This is a genomic window from Guyparkeria sp. (assembly GCF_046545975.1).
Classification (GTDB): Bacteria; Pseudomonadota; Gammaproteobacteria; order Halothiobacillales; family Halothiobacillaceae; genus Guyparkeria.
Genome location: NZ_JBKGYT010000032.1, coordinates 1 through 21368 on the forward strand (window position 1 = coordinate 1; position 21368 = coordinate 21368).

A 21368-nucleotide genomic window follows, 5' to 3' on the forward strand; every position below is an offset into this window, starting at 1 on the left:
GGGCGACGACGTGAGGCCGGCCTGCTTGGACCTCCTCCTTGTCCACGCCCGACATCAGCGTGTGGGCACGCTCCTCCAGCAGGGCGCGTTCGTCGGCATCTGCGGGCAGCAGGGTTCCAAGCTCTGGGAGCGCGCAATCGGGTCGGCCCGCCCGCACGGCCTCCCGCAGCACCTCGATGTCGAGCACGCTGACCAGGCGGTCGTCCGCCTCGATCCTGCCGGACAACAGCGAAGGGGGGGCGGTCTCGCCGTCGGAGAAGTCCCACGGCGCCGGTGCTGGTTCGGCCTCGACCACGTCGTACACCTCGTCGACCAGCAGGGCGAAGAAGTGCTGGTGGTTCTCGAGAATCACTACGCAGTCGGTGGTCCGCCAAGGCCTGGGAGGGTCTCCGTGCAGGCAATCGAGGTCGACGACGGGCACGATTGTGCCGGCCATATCGAAGCTGCCGATGACCGGTGGAGGGAGGGCCTCCTCGGGATTGAGCATGGGCAGCCAGTTGATCTGGTGGATGGCTTCGATGGGCAGGCCGTAAGCGTGGCCGCCGCGCGTCATCAGGAGGAAAGTGCTCCCTGCGTCCCTGTTTTCGGCAACGGTTTCGTGGGAGGCTCCCTTCGGTTCGTTGGGTGATTCGGAATGTCGGTGTTTTTCACTCACTGATCAGACTCCCGGTTCGGATGACAGTGCGTGGTGCGAACCTCAGGCACGGCGACCGGTCCTTCTTGTCGTGGGGGATGTTTCCGGCGCCTCCTCCAGTTCGGCGACCAGGTCGGCGGCGGTCCGTCCCTCGAAATATGGTATCTCGCGATTGGCGGGCATCCGGCGTAGCCGGTTAAGTGCCGCTGTTCGCAGGTGATGGGCCTTGTCGGGCTCGTCATTCGCTTCCCGCAGCAGCACGAGATGCAAATAGGCGGCAATCAAGTCGGGATCGAGGTACAGCGCCCGTTGCAGTGTGCCAACGGCGGCGTCCACCAGGCCCTGTGCTTCCTGGATCACACCCAGGAGGAAGAGGTCTGCTGCGGTTTTCCCCTCCCGTGCGAGCAGTGTTTCGACGGTTCGTCTCGCGGCGTCCGTGTCGCCGGTCTGCAGCAGGGCCCAGGCCTCCAGATGCATGCTTTCGGGGTCGTTTCGCGTACTGGCCGGGAGACGATGGAGGATCTCCAGTGCACGCCGATATTCGCCGGCGGCAAATCGCTGCCGGGCTTCCTCCAGCCGGGTCACCGGAGACGTTGGTGGCGGTGCGACCGGCTGGGCCGAACGTCGTTTGTCGGCCGGTGCGGTACGGGTGATGGGAACCTGCAGCGGGGGCAGTCTGGTCGTGCCGGCGACCTTTGTCCCTGGCAGCCGATAGTGAATGGTGGCGCCGGGCAGGTGTTCCGAGATCAGGCCTTGCGTGTCCACCCCATGCAGTTCGGAGTGACCGGTCATTAGGGCGCCCCCGGTGCGGAGGGTACGGGTCATCTTGCCGACAATGCGTGCGACGCTGGCTGTGTCCATGTAGATGAAGACGTTGCGGCACAGGATCAGGTCCATGTCGTGGAGCGGGCCGTGCTGGCCCGGGAAGCGGTCGGCCAGCAGGTTGCCTGGCTGAAAGTCGACCATGTCGGTGATTCGGCTGTCGAGCTGCCACCGGTTGCCACTGCGATGGAAATAGCGCGCACGGGTATGTTCGTCCAGGTTGCGCAGGGACCAGCGGCTGAAGCTCCCCCGGCGCGCGAGGTCGATGGCGGCCGGGTTGATGTCGGTGCCTACCAGTCGCAATTTCCAGGCCTCACGGTCGGGCAGGAGTTCGTCGAGCAGGATGGCGATCGAGTAGATCTCCTCGCCGCGCGAGCAGCCGGCCGACCAGACGCGCAGTTCACCGACATCGCGACGATCATGGATGAGGCGGGGCAGCAGATGCTGTCTCAGCACGCGGAACTGGCCCTCGTCGCGAAAGAAGTACGACTCGAGCACCGTCAGTTCGGTGATCAGGGTGTGCCACTCGTTGCGTGCTCGTGGCGAGTTTCCCTTCAGCAAGTCGAGGTACGCCTGTCCGTCGCGTGCCGTGGTGGCGCGGATGCGCTGGTGGAGGAACTCGCCGATGCGCGGCTTGTCGCCCCGCCTGAGCCGGATGCCCGTTCTTTCGGCGAACAGGGAGCGGAACGATTCGAGCACCGGTTCGGGAGCGGCGTCCATGCAGTTTCAATGACTCGGTTCGGATGGCAATAATCTACACTGCAGACTAGTCGCCGGATCCATACTTTGCCATGGCGTGACGAGGAAAAAACCGCATGCGGGACTACGCAGGGGTGTATCAGGAAAGAGGATTGGATACCGTCCTGATGCTCATCGACGATCAGCCTATCGTGGCCGACATGGTCAAGAGGGCCATCAGCGGTGAGCCCGATATCAATTTCCACTATTGCCAGGATCCCACCAGCGCGCTCAGGGAGGCGGAGAGCATACGCCCGACGGTCATCCTGCTCGACCTGGTGATGCCCGAGATGGACGGCATGACCCTGCTGAGGTTTCTTCGGGCCAATCCCGCCACCCACGACGTGCCGATTGTGGTGTTGTCTACCCGGGAAGAGGCGGATACCAAGGCGGCAGCCTTCGCCAACGGGGCTTACGACTACGTGGTCAAGCTGCCCGAGCGCCCCGAGCTTCTGGCGCGCATCCGCCATCATTCTGCCGCCTACATTCACAAGCTTCAGCGTGATGATGCCTTCCGTGCGCTCCGCGCCAGTCAGCAAGCTCTGGAGGAGAAGAACCTGGAATTGATGCGGCTCTCGGAGATTGATGGATTGACGAATCTGGCCAACCGGCGTCTGTTCGACGCCCGGATCGAAGACGAGTGGCGTCGCTCCCGGCGGACGGGCGAGCCGTTGGGGTTGGCCATGTTCGACGTGGACTGGTTCAAGAAGTACAACGACACTTACGGTCACCTTCAGGGAGACGAGTGTCTAAAAAAGGTGGCCAGGGTCCTGCTTGATGCCGCGCGCCGCCCGGCGGACCTGGCGGCTCGTTTCGGCGGTGAGGAATTTGTCATGCTCTTGCCGGAAACCGATCTTCAGGGGACGCGCAGGGTTGCCGACTGGGTGCGCCGCCATGTCGAGACCCTGGGATTGGAGCACCGCGAGTCACCGAATGGCGACCACGTCACTATCAGCGGCGGGGTGGCCTCCCGTGTGGGCCTCACTAACCAGCCGCCGGAGGTGCTGGTGGAGGCGGCTGATGAGGCCCTGTACAGGGCCAAGAAAGCAGGACGCAACCGCATCGTCGAGGAGGGACAGCCGGGAGAGGCTGCCCAACCGTTGCGAGGACATGCACATTGATCGGGTGAACCGGTCGAACAGACAAGTCGAGCCGTCGGACGGTTGCTTTCCGTCTGATTCGAACAGGAATGAATCGTGGGCGGGGGCGTGAATCGACGACTGCACCAGGACCATTTATCCAGGTGGGACGGATGGGACGTGCTTTGCCGTGACTTCAGCCGATGTGACAAATGCGTAAACGATCCGTGCCTAGCCGTGGTGGTGCCCGATCCCCTTCTCGAGATGGCATGGAGGCGCCAGGACGGGCCATTCCGACGATTCGCGGTGAGAGTCCACGTCGGCGCACGCGGTTGGCGAGGGCATCGGGCTCGGCCCTTGTCGCCGCCGGACTCTGGTGGGTGCTGGCCGGTCCGGAAAAGGCGCTGCACCCGCTGGGGGGGCTTGCCGTCGTCCTTGCCGTGGCGGCAAGCCTGGCACTGCCTGCCGGGCGGTCCGTGGGCATGCGCCTGGCCACGCTGCCCGGGCTGGCTGCCTTTTTCCTGCGTGCCTCGGTGGTCGGCGGCGTGGATGTCGCGTGGCGGGCCATCCACCCCCGCCTGCCGATCCGTCCCGGCTTCGTTCACTACCGTTGTCACCTGCTGCACGGCCCGCCACTGACCCTTTTCATGGGTATCGTGAGCCTGTTGCCGGGCACCCTGAGCGTGCGTCTGGAAGGGCGGCTGCTCACCGTGCACGTCCTCGACCGCGAATCCCGCTCGGTCGACGGCCTGCGTGAGCTCGAGCGCCGTGTCGCTGCCCTGTTCCCGTCTCCTCGATCCGGGCAGCGGCCCGAGGAAGATGCATGAACCTGTTCCTGGCCGCCGCCGCCGCGTTTCTGCTGTTCACCATCCTTCTCGGGCTCGTGCGCGTGCTGCGCGGCCCCGGCTCGGGTGACCGGATGCTGGCCGCGCAACTGTTCGGTACCGCGGGCGTTGCCATTCTCCTGCTGCTGGGGTTCGCCCTCGATGCGCCCGCGCTGATGGATGTGGGGCTGGTGTTCGCGTTGCTCTCGGCCGTCGCGGCGGTGGCCTTCGTCCGTCAGCAGCGTCTGCCCGAACCGGGGGACCCAAGGGCGGTGGGAGAAGAGAAAGCCCCCACAAGGGAGGGAGGAGACGGATGATCGCTGATGCACTGACCGTCGTCCTGGTGCTGGCCGGGCTGGGTTTCTTCGCCGCCGGCACGGTGGGTGTCCTGCGCTTTCCGGATGTCTATACCCGCCTGCATGCCCTGACCAAGGCCGACAATCTCGGGTTGGGGCTGGTGATCGCCGGTCTCCTGTTCCAGACCGACGGGCCGGCGGCCATGTTCGTGCTGCTGCTCGTGTGGTCGCTGGTGCTGGTCTCGGGGACCGTCGTGGCGCACCTGATCGCCCAGCGAGCGCGCACCCACGGGGCGTTCGAGCCCACCGGGCGAGAGGGGGCTGCTCGCGGCCCGGGGGAGGACGGGGAATGAGCGCCGTGCTGTTCGTCTTCGACCTGATGCTGCTCGTCGGGCTGGGGGCCGTCGCCTGGCACTGCCTGACCAGCACGGATCTCTTCCGCGCCGTGGTGCTGTTCATCGCGCTCGGTCTGCTGCTCGCCATGGCCTGGGTGCGGCTCGAGGCGCCGGACATCGCCCTGGCCGAGGCCGCCATCGGGGCCGGGGTGACCGGTGCGCTGCTGCTGATCACCCTCGAGCGCCTCAAGCGCCTGGAGGCGGCTCACCCGGCCGGCAGGGACGAGGAGCGTGCCACGGCCACCCCGGCGAGATCGGTCCTGCCGGTCATCGTCATGGCCCTCGCCGCCGCCCTGGGACTGCTGCTGGCCTGGGCACTGCTTGCCCAGCCCGAGACGGCGGGGCTGCAACCGCTGGTGGACGCCCAGATGCACCGCTCGGGCGTGGACAACCCGGTCACCGGCGTGTTGCTCAATTTTCGCGCCTACGACACTTTCCTCGAACTGGCCGTCATCGTGCTGGCACTGCTGGGTGCCTGGTCGCTGGGCCGGTACGAGTCCGTTCCGGCCCGCCCGGTGCCCGGCCCGATGCTGCCCGGGATCCTGCGTTTCCTGACCCCGGTGGCCATCGTCACCGCGGTCTACCTGTTATGGGCCGGTGGCCACGAGCCCGGCGGGGCGTTCCAGGCCGGGGCGGTGCTGGCCGCTGCCGGCATCCTGATCGTGCTGGGCCGCCCGCGTCACCTGCCTGTCGCCCCGGGCCAGCTACTGCGACTGGGCCTGGTGGCCGGGCTTGCGCTTTTTCTCGCGATCGGCCTGTACGGCCTGCTGTTCGGCCCGGGTTTCATGGGTTACGTGGAGGCCTGGGCGTATCCGCTGATCCTGGCGATCGAGGTGGCAGCGACCCTGTCCATTGCGCTGACGCTGGTGGCCCTGTTCATCGGGGGACGCCCCCCCGGGGAGGATCGGTGATCGACTGGCCCGGCCCGGCGCTCCTCTACCCGATCGGCGGCGTGTTCCTGTTCGTGCTCGGCCTGTATGCCGTGGTCGTGCGTCGCCACCTGATCCAGAAGGTGCTGGCATTGAACGTGATGGGTTCGGGGGTGTTCATGGTGTTGCTGTCGGTGGCCGCCCGGGGAGGCGCGCCCGATCCGGTGGCGCAGGCCCTGACGCTGACCGGCATTGTCGTCGCCGCCAGCGCGACGGCCTTCGCGCTGGCCCTCGTGGTGCGCCTCAAGCGGGTGACGGGAGCGGCAGAGATCGATGTGCGTGCCGGTAGCGACGATGACGGGACGCGCGGCCCATGATGCCGCTGGCCGCCGTCCCCCTGTCCACGCTCACCGCGGGGCTGGCCGCCGGCGGCCTGCTGGTGGCCATTCTTGCCACCGCCTTCCCGCGCGCGGCGCAGGGGATCGGCGCGATCGGGGCGGTGCTGCTCGCCGGGCTGACCGCCCTGGTGGCCGTCCTCTTCGCCGGGGAGCCGGAGCCGGTCACCCGCATCGGGCTGGGCGGCTGGGAAGCGCCGCTGGGCGTGGTGCTGCACCTCGACGGCCTGGCCGTGGTGATGCTGGGGATGACGGCCGCGACCTCGCTTGCGGCCAGCCTTTATGCCGTCGGCTACATCGATGGTCCCGCCGCGCGCCGGCAGTTCTGGCCGTTGTGGCTGTGGCTGTGGGCGGCCCTGAACCTGCTGTTTCTCTCGGGCGACGTCTTCAACCTGTACGTCACCCTGGAGCTGGTCGGCCTGGCCGCGGTGGCGCTGGTGGCCCTGGCCGGCAGCCCCTCCGCCGTGACCGCCGCGATGCGCTACCTGCTCGTCAGCCTGATGGGCTCGATGGCGTACCTCATGGGGGTGGCGCTCCTGTACGGGCAGTACGGGGTGCTGGACCTGGTCGAGATGGCCGGCCTGGTGGCGGCCGACCCGACCATACCGCGGGCCACGTTGCTGGCCGCCGCGCTGATGACGGCCGGTCTGATGCTCAAGGCCGCCCTCCTGCCGCTGCACATGTGGCTGGCCCCGGCCCACGGTGCCGCGCCGGCCCCGGTCAGCGCGGTGCTCTCCGCGCTGGTGGTCGCCGCCTCGTTCTACCTGATCCTGCGCCTGTGGCTGGGGGTGTTCGCACCGCTGAGAGTCCCAGGGATCGGCATGGTGCTGGGAACGTTCGGTGTGGCCGCGCTGGTCTGGGGCTCGCTGCAGGCCCTGCAAGCCACCCGTCTGAAACGCATCATCGCGTACTCGACCGTGGCCCAGCTCGGTTACCTGCTGCTGGCCTTCCCGCTCATGGCGATCACGCCGGGAGCCTGGAAGGGCGTGGTCTTCCTGGCCGTGGCGCATGCGCTGGCCAAGGGGGCCGTCTTTCTCGCCGCCGGAACCCTGCAGCGGGCCGCTGGCCATGACCGCCTGGCCGACCTCGGCCCGGTACTGCGCGCCCGGGGACGGATCGCCTTCGCGATGGGCCTGGCCGGAATGAGCCTGGTCGGGCTGCCTCCGACCGGCGGCTTCGTGGCCAAGTACCTGCTGCTGGATGCCGCCCTGCCGGGCGTGGTTGGCGGAACGGGCGGGATGGCGCTGGCCGTGTTCTGGGTGGCGGCGATCCTCGGCGGGGGGCTGCTGTCCGGGGCCTACGTGCTGAGGATGGTCGCGCCGGCCTTCCACCGCGGTGCCCCGGATCCGGGTCAGGCCGTTTCGGCGTGGATGGTCTGGGTGCCCATGCTGCTGGCGCTGGCTTCGGTGCTGCTCGGGCTGGTCGGCGTGCCGATCATGCTCATGCTCGGTCACACGACGGGGGGCGCATGAACGGGAACGGCGTGTTGCTGCTGTTGATCCTGGCATCCTCCCTGGTCGTCGGGCTGGTGATCTTCTTTCTTCCCGATCGCTGCCACCGCCTGCGCGCGACGCTGAACCTCCTCGGTGCGACCATCAAGATCCTGCTGGTCTCGTGGCTGCTGTTTCTCGTTCACCAGGGCGAGACGTTCCGGCTGGCGTTCGAGGTGCTGCCGGGCATCGACCTGGTGCTGGCCGCGGATGCCCTCTCGCTGCTGTTCGCCAGTCTCTCGGCGCTGTTGTGGTTCGTCACCACCGTGTACGCGATCGGTTACCTCGAAGGTTCGCCGCGCCCGTCGAGGTTCTTCGGCTTCTTCTCGCTGTGCGTCAGCGGGGCGGTGGGGGTCGCGCTCGCGGGCAACCTGATCACCTTCCTGGTCTTCTACGAGGTGCTGATGCTCGCGACGTGGCCGCTGGTGGTGCATCGCGGCACCCCGGAGGCCCTGCGGGCGGGCCGCCTGTACCTGGCTTACACGCTGGGCGGAGGGCTCGTGCTGCTGACGGGGGTGGTAGGGCTGTCCCTGCTGGCCGGCTCGCCGGATTTCACCCCCGGGGGATATCTCGCGGGGGTAGCCGGTTCCGGGAGTGCCCCGCTCGTGGTGGTATTCGTCCTGCTGATCGCCGGCTTCGGGGTGAAGGCCGCCCTGGTGCCCCTGCATGCCTGGTTGCCGCGCGCGATGGTCGCACCGGCGCCGGTGAGCGCGCTGCTGCACGCGGTCGCGGTGGTCAAGGCCGGGGCGTTCGGCATCGTGCGCGTGATCAACGACGTGTTCGGCGTCGAGCTGATGCGCGACCTGGGTCTGGCCACGCCGCTGGTCACCGTCGCCGTGATCACCATCCTCTACGGCTCGGTCCAGGCCCTGCGAACCGATGACCTCAAGCAGCGGCTGGCATTCTCCACCGTCAGCCAGATCTCCTACATCGTGCTGGGGGTGGCCCTGGCCGGGCCCTTGGGGGTGATCGGCGGGCTGGTGCACCTGGTTCACCAGGGGGTCACCAAGATCACGCTGTTCTTCTGCGCCGGCAACTTCGCCGAGACGCTCGGCATCCACAAGATCAGCGAGATGGACGGTGTCGGTCGACGCATGCCGCTGACCATGCTGGCATTCACCATCGGGGCGCTGGGGATGATCGGCGTACCACCCCTGGCCGGTTTCGTGACCAAGTGGTACCTCGGCCTGGGGGCACTGGAGGCGGGTCAGGCCTGGGTGCTGGGGGTGCTGGTGCTCAGCGGGCTGTTGAATGCCGCCTACTTCCTGCCCCCGGTGATCCGCGGCTGGCTGGGGAGTCGCTCGCGTCCGTGGCAGGAATGCATGTCGTCGTCGGGGCGTTCCGAGACCCGCCGGATGCTGCTCCTCCCCGTGCTGTTCACCGCCGTGCTGACCGTGGGCGTGGGGCTGCTGGCCGGGCTGCCGTTCAGCCCGCTGTTCTGGGTAGAGTGGATCGTGGCCGAGGGGCACTTCGTGGTGGGGGACGTTCCATGAGCGCGCTCGTGCTTCTGGCGGTGCCCGCGCTGCCGCTGCTCCTGGCATTGGCGATGGCCTTCTCGCCGTCGCCGCGCCTGCAGCGGCTGACGCCCTGGACGACACTGCCGGCCCTCGGGCTGGCCGTGGCCGGATCCGACGGCGGCCCGGCCAACGTGGACTGGCTGCTGGTCGGGGTGGAGCTGGGTCTGGATCCGGTGGGGCGGATCTTCCTGCTGCTGACCGCCACGCTGTGGCTCGCCGCGGGCCTCTACAGCCTCTCCGACCGACGGGGCGATCCGCAGGCGCGGCGCTTTCACCTGTTCTTCCTGCTCGCCATGAGCGGCAACCTCGGCTTGGTGCTGGCCAGTGACGCGGTGGGTTTCTACCTGTTCTTCTCCCTGATGAGCCTGGCCTCCTGGGGGCTGGTCATCCACCGGGAGAACCGCGAGGCGTGGCGTGCCGGCCGCGTCTACCTGGTTACCGCCCTGGTCGGCGAGCTGGTACTGTTCGCCGGCCTGGTCCTGAGCGTCATGCAGGCCGGCAGCACCCGGATGACGGAGATCGCCGCCGCCGGCCCGGGCGGCTGGGCGCTGGTGCTGCTGGTGGTCGGCCTCGGCGTCAAGGCGGGGATGCTGCCGCTGCACTTCTGGCTGCCGCTGGCGCATCCCGCCGCTCCCGTGCCGGCCAGCGCGGTGTTGTCCGGGGCGATGATCAAGGCGGGGCTGCTCGGTTGGCTGCGCCTGCTGCCGCTGGATCCGGGCGGATCGGTCGGGCTGGGCGAGACGCTGGTGGTGCTGGGGTTCCTCGCCGCATTCCTCGCCGCCCTCGGCGGCGTGATGCAGGACCGGCCGAAGACCATCCTCGCCTATTCGAGCATCAGCCAGATGGGGTTGATGACCGTGGGTGTGGGGCTGGCCCTGCTGCTGCCCGAGGCCCGGGGCGCGCTGGTCGCCGCCGTGGCCTTCTACGCCCTGCACCACGGGCTGGCCAAGGGGGCGCTGTTCCTCTCCGTGGGGATCGTCGACCGCATCCCGTCCGGGGTCGTCGCCCGGTACGTCACGATCGCCCTGCTGGTGCTCCCCGCACTGGCGGTCGCCGGCATTCCGCTGACCTCCGGGGCCCTGGCCAAGTCGCTGCTGTCCACACCGCTCTACGCCAGTGATTTGGCGTTCCTGAAGGGGTGGTTCGGCCTGGCCATGGTCGGCAGCACGCTGCTGGTGATTCGTTTCCTGTGGTGCCTGCGCGCCTCGGCCGCGGTCGCCGCCGGGCCGCGCGACGGTCGGCGCTGGTTGCCCTGGGCCGTGCTGTCTTCGATGAGTGTCCTGTTGCCGCCGGTCATGCCCATCGTCGGCTTCGTGGAGGTGCGGGCGACCGCGGGCGATCTGCTCGGCTGGTCGCTGGTATGGCCAGTGCTCGCGGGTCTGGCGTTAGCCCTGATCGCCGCCCGGATCTACCGGGAGGGAGGCAGCCCGCGCCTGCCGGAAGGCGATCTCGTGGTGCCGCTCGAACGCGTCGTGACCGGGGGCGCTCGCCTGGTCTCCCGGTGGCGACCCGTCTCCATCGCCCCGCGATTGCGGGCCCGGGCACGTCTCTGGTGTCGCCTGGGCCGCGGCTTCCTGCGACGGACGGAGAACACCCTGATCCGCTGGGAAGTGTTCGGTGCCCTGTTCCTGGGCCTGACGCTCTTCTTGTACGGGGTGCTGACGATCTCCTGAGACTGCCAGGACGCCACGGCGGCGGAATGCGGTGACGCCTCGATCCGCCTTCCTGTCGCCAAACCCGCACCCTTGTCGTGCCCGCATCGCCCCTTTCCCTGGAAAATGGGGCAAGACTCGTCGCCAACCCGTTGATCCCGAAGCCGCTCCGGGTGCTTGGGTCTGGTGAGTGAAAAGTGAGGTTCGCTCTTTGCCCTGACGCATCCGGTGGTTTCCGGGGGGCGTTCGTGAAAATGCCCTAAAAGCAGGGACTTGGTGTCTAGACTCTTTAGCAGAGAGTCGGCTTGCCCGAGCAAGGGGAGGGGCATGGCGGTGCGGTGAGGTCCACATCGCGACCGGCTCGTCGGAGCCATCGGCAGATGGTGAGCCCCCGACAGGACCGGCGGATCCGCAGTTCGGGGTAGTGGTAATCGTCAATCACCGACTTGAACGGTGAGGAGGTGGATCATGGCACTTGTCAGGCAAGCGAAGTCCCGGAGCCTGTCGCCCACGCTGGCGGTCGGCATGGCAGTGGCGCTGGTAAGCGGTGGAATGGCAGTCGCGGACGAGGTGACAGTCAGCGACGACAGTCGCATGGAGACCGACCCGCCGTTCGGGGGTCCCATGAACGTGGAGTACGCCCAACGGCTATGGGATCGGCTGGCCGGCAACCAGCTCGTGGGGCCGGACGCGGTCCGCAGCTATCCCTACGAGGGCGACCACCCGCACGGCCAGGCGCTGGAATACCTGGAAGCCGTCATCACGGTCGACGGCCACTCGGGCGTGGCGATGGTGAAGAACAATTACGGCGGGGAGGGTGACGACTTCGAGGCGCTCAAGGAGGGGGTGCTGAACGACCGCATGGGCACGCTGTCCTCGGTCACCGTCATGTTCCAGCGGGAGGAGGGATACGATTCCGACCACGATGACTGGTACTGGGCCAAGTTTCAGCCCGACGGCCAGCTCGAGAAGAACCCGGATGGCGTGTCTCTGGCCGGGCGCGTGGCCAAGGGTGCCAGTGAGGGCTGCATCGCCTGCCACGCGGCCGCGCCGGGAGACGATTACGTTTTCACCCACGATCGCCTTGCCGAGTAGCGATCTCGGCGTGGTTTGCAGGAACGAACTGGAGACCGCGCCGCGTGGCCCGCTATTCCGGTCGACCACACCGCACGAGCCGCGGCCACTTTCGGGGGCCACGGATTTCTCGTGTCGAGTCGGTCACATCCACATCGACAGGGTGAACGAGCCGAAGTGGTCGTTGTGATTCTGGGTCGAGAACTCCTTCGTGCGCCAGACGACGGTGTAGGCGAACTGGAAACGATCCCAGTTGACGGCGAAGCCGAGCTGGACGTCGCCCACCCACGGCTCGCGCTCGACGGAATGGCTGTCGTGCCAGGTGTTGCCGTCGAGCAGCAGGTTGTGGGCCATGTAGCGCCCCTCGAGCGCGCCGAAGACGTACCAGCCCAGGCCCTGGCCGGGACGGAAGAAGCTGCGTTCGCCCTGGGCCGGGTCGATGGAGGGGATGCCGTAACTGCGATCCAGGCCATCACCGTAGCGTGCCGCCAGACCCGCCGAGGCGTAGGTGTGGAGGTTGCCCAGCGCCAGGCCGGCACTGGGGCCATACTCGAGCTCGTGGGAACGCCACGAGGCCCGACGCGACCAGGCGTGTTCGTAGCCGAGGTTGAGGAACGGCTCGTTTTCCAACTGGTGGCTCCAGCCCTCTGCCCCGTCCCCCGTGACGTTCTTGTGGAAGTACCGCTGGATCCAGCCGGCGCCGGAGGCCGGGCCGACCATGCCGGCGTCGAGGTGCAGGCTGCGCGTTTCGCGCCAGCCGTCGTTGCGCTGCTCGCCGTGCAGGGACAGCCCCGTGGCCAGCACGCCGGCATAAGGGCGGTCGTCTTCCTGCAGTTCGGCAATCGTGATGTCGTCCGGCGTGTACATCCGCTGGCCGACCCGGTAGGTCACGCCATCGACATCATCGTGATGCCAGCCGGGGATGACATCGGTCATCCTCCGGCTCCAGTGGTCCGGGTCCGGGGCGAAGGCCCAGGAGATCTCCGCCCCGTTGGTGTAGTGGCCGTCACCGGCCCCGACCCAGGCGTCGTTCTCCGACTTGACCGAGAGCAGCCCCTCGGCTGCGGCCGGGGAGGCCAGCGCCAGGAGGCCGAGAGCGAGCAGGGGCGCGTATCGGTGGCGGGTGACGGTCATCGCGGTGGTCTCGTCTTGCACGGGTCTCGTCATGGTCATGGATCGAAGTGGCTTTCAAGGATACAGGGTACGCCTTCCCTCGGGCCGCAGAGAACCGTCGGTCAGAGGCAGCGACTGATGCGCACCACGTCCTCTTCCGATTCGAGCACCTGCTCGTCGAAGCCGAGGCGGGCGCCGAGTTCGCGCATGCCGGTATTGCGCTGAAGGACGTCCCCGAACAGCTCGCGCACGCCGCGCTGGCGGGCATACTCCACCAGTATCCGCAGCAGGGCGGTCCCCAGTCCACGGGCCTGCCAGTCGTCGTCCACCACCAGGGCGAACTCGGCCGTCTCGCCGTCGGGCTCCATGTTGTAGCGTGCCACCCCGATCTGCTCTTTCTTGCCGTCCTGCTCGTGCAGCGCGATGAAGGCCATTTCCCGGTCGTAGTCGATCTGCGTGAAGCGCACCAGCATTTCGGGGGTGAGTTCGTTGAGGACCCGCATGAACCGCATGTAGCGGCTTTCCCGGGAGAGTCCACGGACGAAGGCCTGCTCGGTTTCCGCGTCTTCCGGACGGATCGGGCGCAGTGTCACCGCGGTGCCGTCGGCCAGTGTGACCTCGCGCTTGAAGTGCATGGGGTAGGGATAGATGGCCATGTGGGCATAGGCATCGAGCGCCGGTGGTTCGTCGGAGAGCTCGATCCGTGCATCGACGGCCATCACGCCGTGTTCGCCGGCGAGCAGCGGGTTGATGTCGACCGCCCCGATGGCGGGCAGCTCGCAGGCCATCTCCGAGACGCGCCGCAGCACCTCCTCGACCTGGTGTCGCTTCACTTCGGGTGCATTGCGGAATGGCCCGAGCAGGCGGGCAGCGCGGGTCTGGTCGACCATCCGGCGGATCAGCACCGTGTTGAGCGGGGGCAGGGCGAGTGCTCGGTCGCGGATGACCTCGACGGCGGTGCCGCCCATGCCGAAGGCGATCACCGGGCCGAAGACCGGGTCGCGGCTCACCCCCACCAGCAGTTCGCGCGGGTGGCCCACCACGGCCATGCGTTCGACGGTCACGCCCTCGATCTCGATGTCCGGGTATTCCCCCCGGAGGCGGTCGAGCATCTCGCCTGCCTCCTCGCGTACCGCCCTGGCATCGTGCAGGTTCAGGCGCACGCCGCCCACGTCGGTCTTGTGGGTCATGGCCGGCGCGCTGATCTTGAGGGCGACCGGGAAGCCCAGCCCCTGGGCGGCGACCATGGCCTCGTCGGCATCGCGCGCGAGGATGGCCTGCTCGGCGGGAATCCGGAATGCCTGCAGCACGGCCTTGGCCTCGCGGGTGGTCAGAACCCGGCGTCCGGCCTGCCGTGCCGAGTCGAGGATCAGCCGGGCGCCCTCGATGTCCGGGGGCGAGTCGTCGGTCAGCGGCGCCGGGGTCTGCAGCAGCAACTGCTGGTTGCGGCGGTGGGTCAGCAGGTAGGCCAGCGCCTCGACGGCCGCCTCCGGAGAGGTGAAGTTGGGAATGCCGGCCGCGTCGAAGAGGTCGCGGGCCTCGGCGACCAGGGTCTCGCCCATCCAGCAGGCGACCACCGGCTTGCGGGTGCTCCGCTGCGAGCGTACCTGCTCGATCACTTCGCGGGCGCAGCCGGTCGGGTCGGTCATCGCCTGCGGGGTGAGCATCACCACCAGCATGTCGACGCCCCCGTCGGCCAGGCAGATTTGCAGGGCCTCGGCATAGCGTGACGGCGTGGCGTCGCCGAGGATGTCGACGGGATTGCCCCGCGACCAGTGCGGCGGCAATGCCTTGTCGAGCGCGGCCACGGTGTCCGGAGCCGGCTCGGCCAGCGGCACATCCAGGTCGGCGGCGCGGTCGGCGGCCATCACGCCGGGACCGCCTCCGTTGGTCAGGAGCAGGAGCTTCTCGCCGCGTAGCATGAGGCGGCCGGCCAGCGTCTGGGCGGCCGAGAACCACTGGCTGATTCGTTCGACCCGCACCACGCCGGCGCGGGCCAGCGCCGCGTCGAAGACGTCGTCGCCACCGACCATCGCCCCGGTATGGGTGGCCGCGGCCCTTGCCCCGGTCTCGTGGCGCGCGGACTTGAGGACGATCACGGGCTTGAGGCGCGCGGCGGCCCGCAGGCCGGTGAGAAAGCGGCGGGCGTCGCGGATGCCTTCGATGTAGAGCAGGATGCCGCTGGTCTCGGGGTCGAGCGCCAGGTAGTCGAGGATCTCGCCGAAGTCGAGGTCGGCCGCATCGCCGGTCGAGCCGATCGCGGAGAAACCGATGCCGCGTTCGGTTGCCCAGTCGAGAACGGCGGTGACCATCGCGCCCGACTGTGACACCAGGGCCAGGTGGCCGGGTCGGGCCTGGTTGTGGCTGAAGGTGGCGTTGAGACCGATCGACGGGCGCATCAGGCCCAGGCAGTTCGGCCCGACCAGGCGGACGCGATGGTCCTCGGCGATCTCGACGATCTCCCGGCGCAGGCGCGGACCGTTCGGGTCGCACTCGCCGAAACCTGCCGACAGGATCACCGCGCCCTGCACGCCGGCCGCGCCGCACTGGCGCAGGATGTCGGGCACCGTGACCGCGGGCGTGGCGATCACCGCCAGGTCGATCGGTTCCGCCGGGTGGCCCAGCTCGGCACGACAGGCCAGCCCCTGCACGTGCTCATGGCTGGGGTTGACCGGAATCACCGTCCCCGTGTAGCCGGCCTCGAGCAGGTTGGCGAGCACGGTGGTTCCGAGTGCGCCGGGTCGTTCGCTGGCGCCGAAGACGGCCACGCCACGGGGATTGAAGATCGGTTCGAGAGCATGTGCGCCCACGGCGTCCTCCCGGTAGGATTGGGGATCGTCACGTTTCAGGTGAAATCGTCATGGCAGTTGCCCTGGTCTCGCATCCCGACTGCGAACTGCACGACAACCTCAGTGTAGGCGGATACCGGCATCCGGAGAATCCGTCTCGGCTGGCCGCGATCCACGACCAGCTCATCGCGCAGGGCGTCGAGCCGTGGCTGTTCCCGATCCAGGCCCCGGAGGCGGCACGCGAGGATCTGCTGCTGGCGCACTCGGCCGACTACGTCGACTCGATCTTTCGCCGCGCCCCCGACCAGGGCACGGTCGACCTGGACGACGACACCCGCATGAATCCCCATTCACTGCACGTGGCGCGCCTGGCGGCGGGCAGTGGCATCGCCGCGGTGGACTGGGTGCTCGAGGCAGAGGGTCGGCGCGCCTTCTGTGCCGTGCGTCCGCCGGGGCACCACGCCGGCCGGGACCGTTCGGCGGGCTTCTGTATCTTCAACAACGTCGCGATCGCCGCCCGGCACGCGCTGGAACGCCACGGGCTGACACGCGTGGCGATCGTGGACTTCGACGTCCATCACGGCGACGGCACCGAGGACATCGTCGCCGGAGACGGGCGCATCCTGTTCTGCTCGAGCTTCCAGCACCCGTTCTATCCCTACAGCGGCAGCACCTCGGGCGCGGCCAACGTGCTGCCGGTCCCCCTGCCGGCGGCCACCGACGGGCCGACCTGGCGCGCGGCAGTCGCCGAGGGCTGGTTCGAGGGCATCCGCGCCCATCGGCCGGAACTGATCCTGGTCTCGGCCGGTTTCGACGGCCACCTGCTCGACGACATGGCCAGCTTCGGCCTGGTGGAGGACGACTACCGCTGGATCACCGAGCGCCTCGTCGAGCTGGCCGACGAGTCCGCCGAGGGGCGGGTCGTTTCCATGCTCGAAGGCGGCTACGACCTCCACGCCCTGGGGCGGAGTGCCTGCGTGCACGTCCAGGCGCTGATGGAGTCCTGACCACATCCGGAACAGGGGTTTAGCCAACGCATTGATTGATCGCGTCGCAGTGCCGCTGGTGGACGCGGCACATCCCTGTCCTGTCCCAGCGCAGGCCCGGTCTTTTCCGGTCATGTCGGCGTTGATCCGATGAAACTTGCGCGAGGGGAAAGGAGCGTCCAACGGCGAGGAAAGCCGCTTGAGCAGGTCCCTGCCGGCAGGACTCATCGGGAGGTGGACCAGGCGCAGGAGGCCGCCTCGCCTTACAACCGCCGCGGGTCGAAGGGCAGCCAGCTTCGCTGAGCGGCGCGGAGTGTCGTCAACGGCGTGGTCGATCGAGCGATGACTGGACTAGGCTTGGCGGACGACGTCGATTTGAGGTCGACTCAGGGAGGCCCGTGATGAACGATGCGTCCGCGATGCCGCACATGCCCCGTGACTGGCGTCACCGAGATCGGGGAGGCCGCCGATGAGCGTGCACAACCGGGAGATCGCGGCCTGTCTCGACCGGCTCGCGACCCTGCTGGAGATCGAGGGCGCCAACCCGTTCCGCGTCCGGGCCTATCGCAACGCCGCCCGCGTGATCGAGGGGCAGGGCGCACAGATGTCGGCCTTGCTGGCCGAGGGGCATGATCTCGCCGAACTGCCGGGCATCGGCAAGGACCTGGCCGGGAAGATCGCCACGCTGGTGGACACCGGCGAGTTGCCGATGCTGAACGAGGTCGAGGCGCGCGTGCCGGCCGCCCTGGCCGAGATGACCGAGATCGAGGGGCTGGGTCCCAAGCGGGTGGGGCAGCTCTACCGCGAGCTCGGCGTCCGCAGTCTCGATGATTTGTCCCGCGTGCTCGAGTCGGGCCGGGTACGCGAGCTCGAGGGCTTCGGCGAGAAGCTGGAGAAGACCATCGGGGCGGGAATCGAGGCGCTGAAAAACGGCCAGCCGCGGATGCGCTGGGCGGATGCCGAGGCGATCGCCGAGCCCTTGGCCGAGTGGCTGCGAGGGATCGACGGCGTCAAGAAGGTCTGGCTTGCCGGCAGCTACCGCCGCGGGAAGGAGACCGTCGGCGATCTCGACATCCTGGTGACCTGTCGCAGGGATTCCCCCGTGATGGATCGCTTCGTCGCCCACGAAGATGTGAGCCGCGTGGTGTCCCACGGCGGCACCCGCTCGACCGTCCACCTGCGCTCGGGCCTACAGGTGGACCTGCGCGTGGTCCCGGCGGTCGGTGCCGGGGCGGCACTGCATTACTTCACCGGCTCGAAGGCGCACAACATCGCGGTGCGCCGGCGCGGCGTCGAACGCGGGCTGAAGATCAACGAGTACGGGGTCTACCGGGACGAGAAGCGGATCGCCGGCCGGACCGAGGACGAGGTCTTCGAGGCCGTCGGCCTGCCGTTCGTCGCCCCGGAACTGCGCGAGGATCGCGGCGAGATCGAGGCCGCGGAGGCACGGCGACTGCCCGATCTGGTCTCGCTGGCGGACATCCGCGGCGACCTGCACTGCCATACCGATGCCACCGACGGCCAGCACGACCTCGAGACCATGGCGCGGGCGGCGCAGGCGAGGGGCTACGAGTACCTCGCGATCACCGACCACTCGAAGGCCGTGCGCGTGGCCAACGGACTGGACGCCGACCGGCTGCTCGCGCAGGTCGACGAGATCGACCGGCTCAACGAGGCGCTCGAGGGCATCACGATCCTCAAGGGCATCGAGGTCGACATCCTCGCCGACGGGCGGCTCGACCTGCCCGACGACGTGCTCGACCGGCTGGACCTCGCCGTCTGCTCGATCCACTCGCGCTTCAACCTCTCGGAAAAGCAGCAGACCGAGCGGGTGCTCCGGGCGATGGAAAACCCGCACTTCACCATCCTCGGCCACCCCACCGGCCGGCTGATCAACCAGCGCCGCCCCTACGCCATCGACCTGGGGCAGGTGATCCGGGCCGCGGCCGAGCGCGGCTGCTTCCTCGAGGTCAACGCCCAGCCGTCGCGACTGGACCTGGACGATGCGGCCTGCATGCTCGCCCGCGAGCAGGGGGCGAGGATCGCCGTGTCCACCGATGCCCATGCCGATGTGCAGCTCGATGCCATGCGCTTCGGCATCACCCAGGCCCGTCGCGGCTGGCTCACCGCCGACGACGTCATCAACACCCGCGGGCTTGCCGCCCTGCGCAAGCTGATCGGCTGACGCCATGCCCGAGCTGCCCGACGTCGAGACCTTCCGCCGGACCCTGGACCACCACGGTCTGGGTCGGCCCGTGCGCCGCACGACGGTGAGTGCCCCGGACCTGCTGGCCGACATCTCGCCGCAGTCGCTGGGCCGGCTGCTCAAGAACCACCCGCTGGCCGAGACCCGTCGCCACGGCAAGGTCCTGTTCGCCGCGCGCGAGGGACGCGACGGCTGGCTGGTGCTGCACTTCGGCATGAGCGGCAGCCTGGTGATGATCGAGGGGCGGGACGCGCCCCCCGAGCATGCCGGCCTGGTGATCGCCTTCGACCTGGGTGGCTTTGCCTACGTCTCGCCGCGTCGGCTGGGCATGATCGGCTGGACGCAAAGCCCCGAGGCGTTCGTCGCCTCCCGGGGGCTGGGACCGGATGCGCTGGCGGTCGACCGCGAGCGCTTCGTCCCGGACCTGCGCGGGCATCGCGGGGCGATCAAGTGCTGGCTGATGGACCAGGCGCGGCTCGCCGGCATCGGCAACGTCTACAGCGACGAGATCCTGTTCCACGCCGGGATCCACCCGAAGCGCGCCGGCAACACGCTCGACGAGCCGGAGGCGAAACGCGTGTACGAGGCCATGCGGCGGGTGCTCGAGGAAGCGGTGACCGCCCGCGCCGACCCGGCACGGCTGCCGGACGGCTACCTGCTGCCACGTCGCGAGAAGGGCGGCCGTTGCCCTCGCTGTGGTGAGGCGCTGGCCACGGCACGGGCCTGCGGCCGGACGGCCTGGTACTGCCCGCGCTGCCAGGCGCCGGACGAGGTCAGCCGCTGACCTGCAGCCGGTCGAGGACGTCGTAGACCCCGGGCACGGCGAAGCAGTCGCCCACCGCGAAGCGCCTCTCGTCCTCGGTGGACACCGCGCCGTCGAGGTGCACGATGCCGGCGGCGGTGCCGACACGCAGCTGGTCGGCGCGCACCATCGGGTCCTTTTCCAGGACGATGCGCACCGCGTCGTTGATCTCGTCGTCCGAGTCTTCCTCCGGCGGATCGACCTCGAGGCAGTTGTCGACCGCCTCGCAGCCCCGGATCCACCACATCAGCGCCTCGGCGAGGCGTCGATGCGACAGGCTGCCGACCGAGCCGCTGAGGGTGATCGTGCCCGGTTCCTCGACGGCCACCAGGATCCGGCCGGCATCCGGGCCGCCGTCGTGGACGGTCTCGGCCTTGCTGCCCGTGTGCGTGCGCAGCGTGTAGCCGGCAAACACCGGTTCGTCGGTGAACGCGCCGATTGCCTGGTCGCGGAGTTCGCGGTCCCCCATGGGCTCGACCGGTCGCCGTCGCAGCCGGTCCTCGACGGTCCGCTGCTCGCCGGCGTACTGTTCGGCCAATGCCCGGGCGCGTCGCAGGGTGGCGACATCCTGCACCTGCCCCTCGAGAATCAGTCGATCCCCCTCGACGCGGATCCGGATCGGGGACTGGTGGAGGTCGATCCGGGGGTCATGCTCGAATGCGCCGGAAAGGGCTTCCCTGAGCTCATCTGCCGTATTGGGTGTGCCTGCGGACATGATGTGTTCCTCTCTGATTCGCCTGCCCCGGGCAGGCATGAACGATGTCTCGGGGTGGCGAGACGGGCGGTCGTTTCGGTCTGGCCGATTGGTCGGCCCGTCCCGGTTCCTGTTCATCCATTGTTAGAACAGCAGGACCGATTTTTCCGCTTGGCGAGCCGTGTGTCCGCCCAGGCGCGGTGATTCTGTCCGGCTATTGCGTGACGGTCACTTCCACGTTTCCTTCCTTGTGTAGCACGCTCAGGCTCACGTCGTTGGCATGTCGACGGAGCACGATGTCCACGCGCCCGTCGCCGGCGCGCAGATTGCGGATATCGATCCAGTCCAGGTAGGGCGGCAGCCGAGGGTGGTGAAAGCGTATTTGCGGGGCGTCAAGGTGAAAACTCAGGCCCAGTCCCGCCTTGAGGGCGCAGAAGGGCGCGGCGCTCGACCAGGCCTGGGGGGCGCAGGCGACGGGGTAGAGCGTGGGGTTCTCGCAGGGGCGTGCCGGGAAGCCGCAGAACAGTTCCGGCATGCGGTGCAGATCCATGTGGATCCCGCTCTCGAACAGCGAGGTCAGCAGTTGCATGGCCTGGTCGGTGAAGCCGTAGCGGGCCATGCCGCTGGCGATCAGGGCCGTGTCGTGGGGCCAGACCGAGCCGTTGTGGTAGGACATCGGGTTGTAGCGGGCCTCGCCCTTGGCCAGCGTGCGGATGCCCCACCCGCTGAAGGAGTCCGGCGCGAGCAGGGTGTCGGCCGTCAGGCGGGCCTCGGCCTCGTTGGCGATGCCGGTGAAGAGGAGGTGCCCCGCGTTGGACGAGCGGACGCGGCAGGGGCGCTTTTCGCCGTCCAGCGCGAGGGCGTAGGTGTTCAGGTCCGGCATCCAGAACGCTTCGTGGAAACGCTGCTTCAGTTCCCGGGCCCGGCGGCGCAGGTCACGGGCCTCGTCGGTCTCGCCGAAGAGTTCGGCCAGGTCGGCCCCTGTCCGGAACG

General features: G+C 68.6%; 19 protein-coding genes. 13 read left to right on the forward strand and 6 right to left on the reverse strand.

What is annotated here, in order from left to right; translation table 11 throughout:
- Together ACLFMY_RS04670 and ACLFMY_RS04675 are read right to left on the reverse strand one after the other, a co-directional pair.
- On the reverse strand, positions 1–553 hold a 553-nt coding region (locus ACLFMY_RS04670; RefSeq protein WP_410763401.1), incomplete at its 3' end, for a chemotaxis protein CheW.
- 144 nt (positions 554–697) lie between these two features.
- Positions 698–2176, reverse strand: coding sequence for a CheR family methyltransferase (locus ACLFMY_RS04675; RefSeq protein WP_410763402.1), 1479 nt, complete (start codon positions 2174–2176; stop codon positions 698–700).
- A 95-nt stretch (positions 2177–2271) separates the two neighbouring features.
- Here ACLFMY_RS04675 and ACLFMY_RS04680 point away from each other — a divergent pair, with 95 nt between their 5' ends.
- The 10 genes from ACLFMY_RS04680 (at position 2272) to ACLFMY_RS04725 (ending at position 11806) form a co-directional block, all read left to right on the forward strand.
- Entirely contained in the window at positions 2272–3315 is a 1044-nt protein-coding gene (locus tag ACLFMY_RS04680) for a diguanylate cyclase domain-containing protein (protein ID WP_410763403.1), read from the forward strand.
- 227 nt (positions 3316–3542) lie between these two features.
- A complete protein-coding gene (locus ACLFMY_RS04685; RefSeq protein ID WP_410763404.1) occupies positions 3543–4100 on the forward strand; it encodes a Na+/H+ antiporter subunit E in 558 nt (185 codons plus the stop codon).
- On the forward strand, positions 4097–4414 hold the full coding sequence (locus ACLFMY_RS04690; RefSeq protein WP_410763405.1) for a monovalent cation/H+ antiporter complex subunit F: 318 nt from the start codon (positions 4097–4099) through the stop codon (positions 4412–4414). The genes ACLFMY_RS04685 and ACLFMY_RS04690 overlap by 4 nt, the downstream gene beginning before the upstream one ends.
- Positions 4411–4746 (forward strand): monovalent cation/H(+) antiporter subunit G, encoded by a 336-nt coding sequence (locus ACLFMY_RS04695; RefSeq protein ID WP_410763406.1) that lies wholly within the window; start codon positions 4411–4413, stop codon positions 4744–4746. Before ACLFMY_RS04690 ends, ACLFMY_RS04695 begins: the two co-directional genes overlap by 4 nt.
- Positions 4743–5699 (forward strand): hydrogenase subunit MbhD domain-containing protein, encoded by a 957-nt coding sequence (locus ACLFMY_RS04700; RefSeq protein WP_410763407.1) that lies wholly within the window; start codon positions 4743–4745, stop codon positions 5697–5699. The genes ACLFMY_RS04695 and ACLFMY_RS04700 overlap by 4 nt, the downstream gene beginning before the upstream one ends.
- Positions 5696–6034 carry an NADH-quinone oxidoreductase subunit K gene (locus tag ACLFMY_RS04705; RefSeq protein ID WP_410763408.1) on the forward strand — a complete coding sequence of 113 codons (339 nt, stop codon included), beginning with the start codon at positions 5696–5698 and terminating at the stop codon, positions 6032–6034. The genes ACLFMY_RS04700 and ACLFMY_RS04705 overlap by 4 nt, the downstream gene beginning before the upstream one ends.
- Entirely contained in the window at positions 6031–7524 is a 1494-nt protein-coding gene (locus ACLFMY_RS04710) for a complex I subunit 5 family protein (protein ID WP_410763409.1), read from the forward strand. Before ACLFMY_RS04705 ends, ACLFMY_RS04710 begins: the two co-directional genes overlap by 4 nt.
- On the forward strand, positions 7521–9035 hold the full coding sequence (locus ACLFMY_RS04715; protein WP_410763410.1) for a proton-conducting transporter membrane subunit: 1515 nt from the start codon (positions 7521–7523) through the stop codon (positions 9033–9035). The genes ACLFMY_RS04710 and ACLFMY_RS04715 overlap by 4 nt, the downstream gene beginning before the upstream one ends.
- Complete coding sequence (locus ACLFMY_RS04720; RefSeq protein WP_410763411.1) at positions 9032–10732, forward strand: complex I subunit 5 family protein; 1701 nt, start codon at positions 9032–9034, stop codon at positions 10730–10732. Before ACLFMY_RS04715 ends, ACLFMY_RS04720 begins: the two co-directional genes overlap by 4 nt.
- 447 nt (positions 10733–11179) lie before the next feature.
- Entirely contained in the window at positions 11180–11806 is a 627-nt protein-coding gene (locus ACLFMY_RS04725; protein WP_410763412.1) for a cytochrome P460 family protein, read from the forward strand.
- 123 nt (positions 11807–11929) lie between these two features.
- Here ACLFMY_RS04725 and ACLFMY_RS04730 read toward each other — a convergent pair whose 3' ends face one another.
- Together ACLFMY_RS04730 and ACLFMY_RS04735 are read right to left on the reverse strand one after the other, a co-directional pair.
- Positions 11930–12940, reverse strand: a complete 1011-nt coding sequence (locus tag ACLFMY_RS04730; RefSeq protein WP_410763413.1) for a lipid A deacylase LpxR family protein — start codon at positions 12938–12940, stop codon at positions 11930–11932.
- An 80-nt stretch (positions 12941–13020) separates the two neighbouring features.
- Positions 13021–15708 carry a GNAT family N-acetyltransferase gene (locus tag ACLFMY_RS04735; protein ID WP_410763414.1) on the reverse strand — a complete coding sequence of 896 codons (2688 nt, stop codon included), beginning with the start codon at positions 15706–15708 and terminating at the stop codon, positions 13021–13023.
- A 50-nt stretch (positions 15709–15758) separates the two neighbouring features.
- On the opposite strand from ACLFMY_RS04735, the gene ACLFMY_RS04740 reads away from it, so the two are divergent.
- From ACLFMY_RS04740 to ACLFMY_RS04750, 3 genes are all read left to right on the forward strand, one after another.
- The gene (locus ACLFMY_RS04740) at positions 15759–16694 is read left to right on the forward strand and encodes a histone deacetylase family protein (RefSeq protein ID WP_410763415.1); all 936 of its coding nucleotides are present in this window, start codon (positions 15759–15761) and stop codon (positions 16692–16694) included.
- A 448-nt stretch (positions 16695–17142) separates the two neighbouring features.
- A complete protein-coding gene (polX, locus tag ACLFMY_RS04745) occupies positions 17143–18858 on the forward strand; it encodes a DNA polymerase/3'-5' exonuclease PolX (protein ID WP_410763416.1) in 1716 nt (571 codons plus the stop codon).
- A 4-nt stretch (positions 18859–18862) separates the two neighbouring features.
- Complete coding sequence (locus ACLFMY_RS04750) at positions 18863–19663, forward strand: Fpg/Nei family DNA glycosylase (protein WP_410763417.1); 801 nt, start codon at positions 18863–18865, stop codon at positions 19661–19663.
- Here the strand turns inward: ACLFMY_RS04750 and ACLFMY_RS04755 are convergent.
- Both ACLFMY_RS04755 and ACLFMY_RS04760 read right to left on the reverse strand, forming a co-directional pair.
- Positions 19653–20396, reverse strand: coding sequence for a BON domain-containing protein (locus ACLFMY_RS04755; protein ID WP_410763418.1), 744 nt, complete (start codon positions 20394–20396; stop codon positions 19653–19655). The two genes, ACLFMY_RS04750 and ACLFMY_RS04755, sit on opposite strands and share 11 nt — an antisense overlap.
- Positions 20397–20589: 193 nt before the next feature.
- Positions 20590–21368: amylo-alpha-1,6-glucosidase (locus ACLFMY_RS04760; RefSeq protein WP_410763419.1), on the reverse strand; the 779-nt coding region annotated here is incomplete at its 5' end.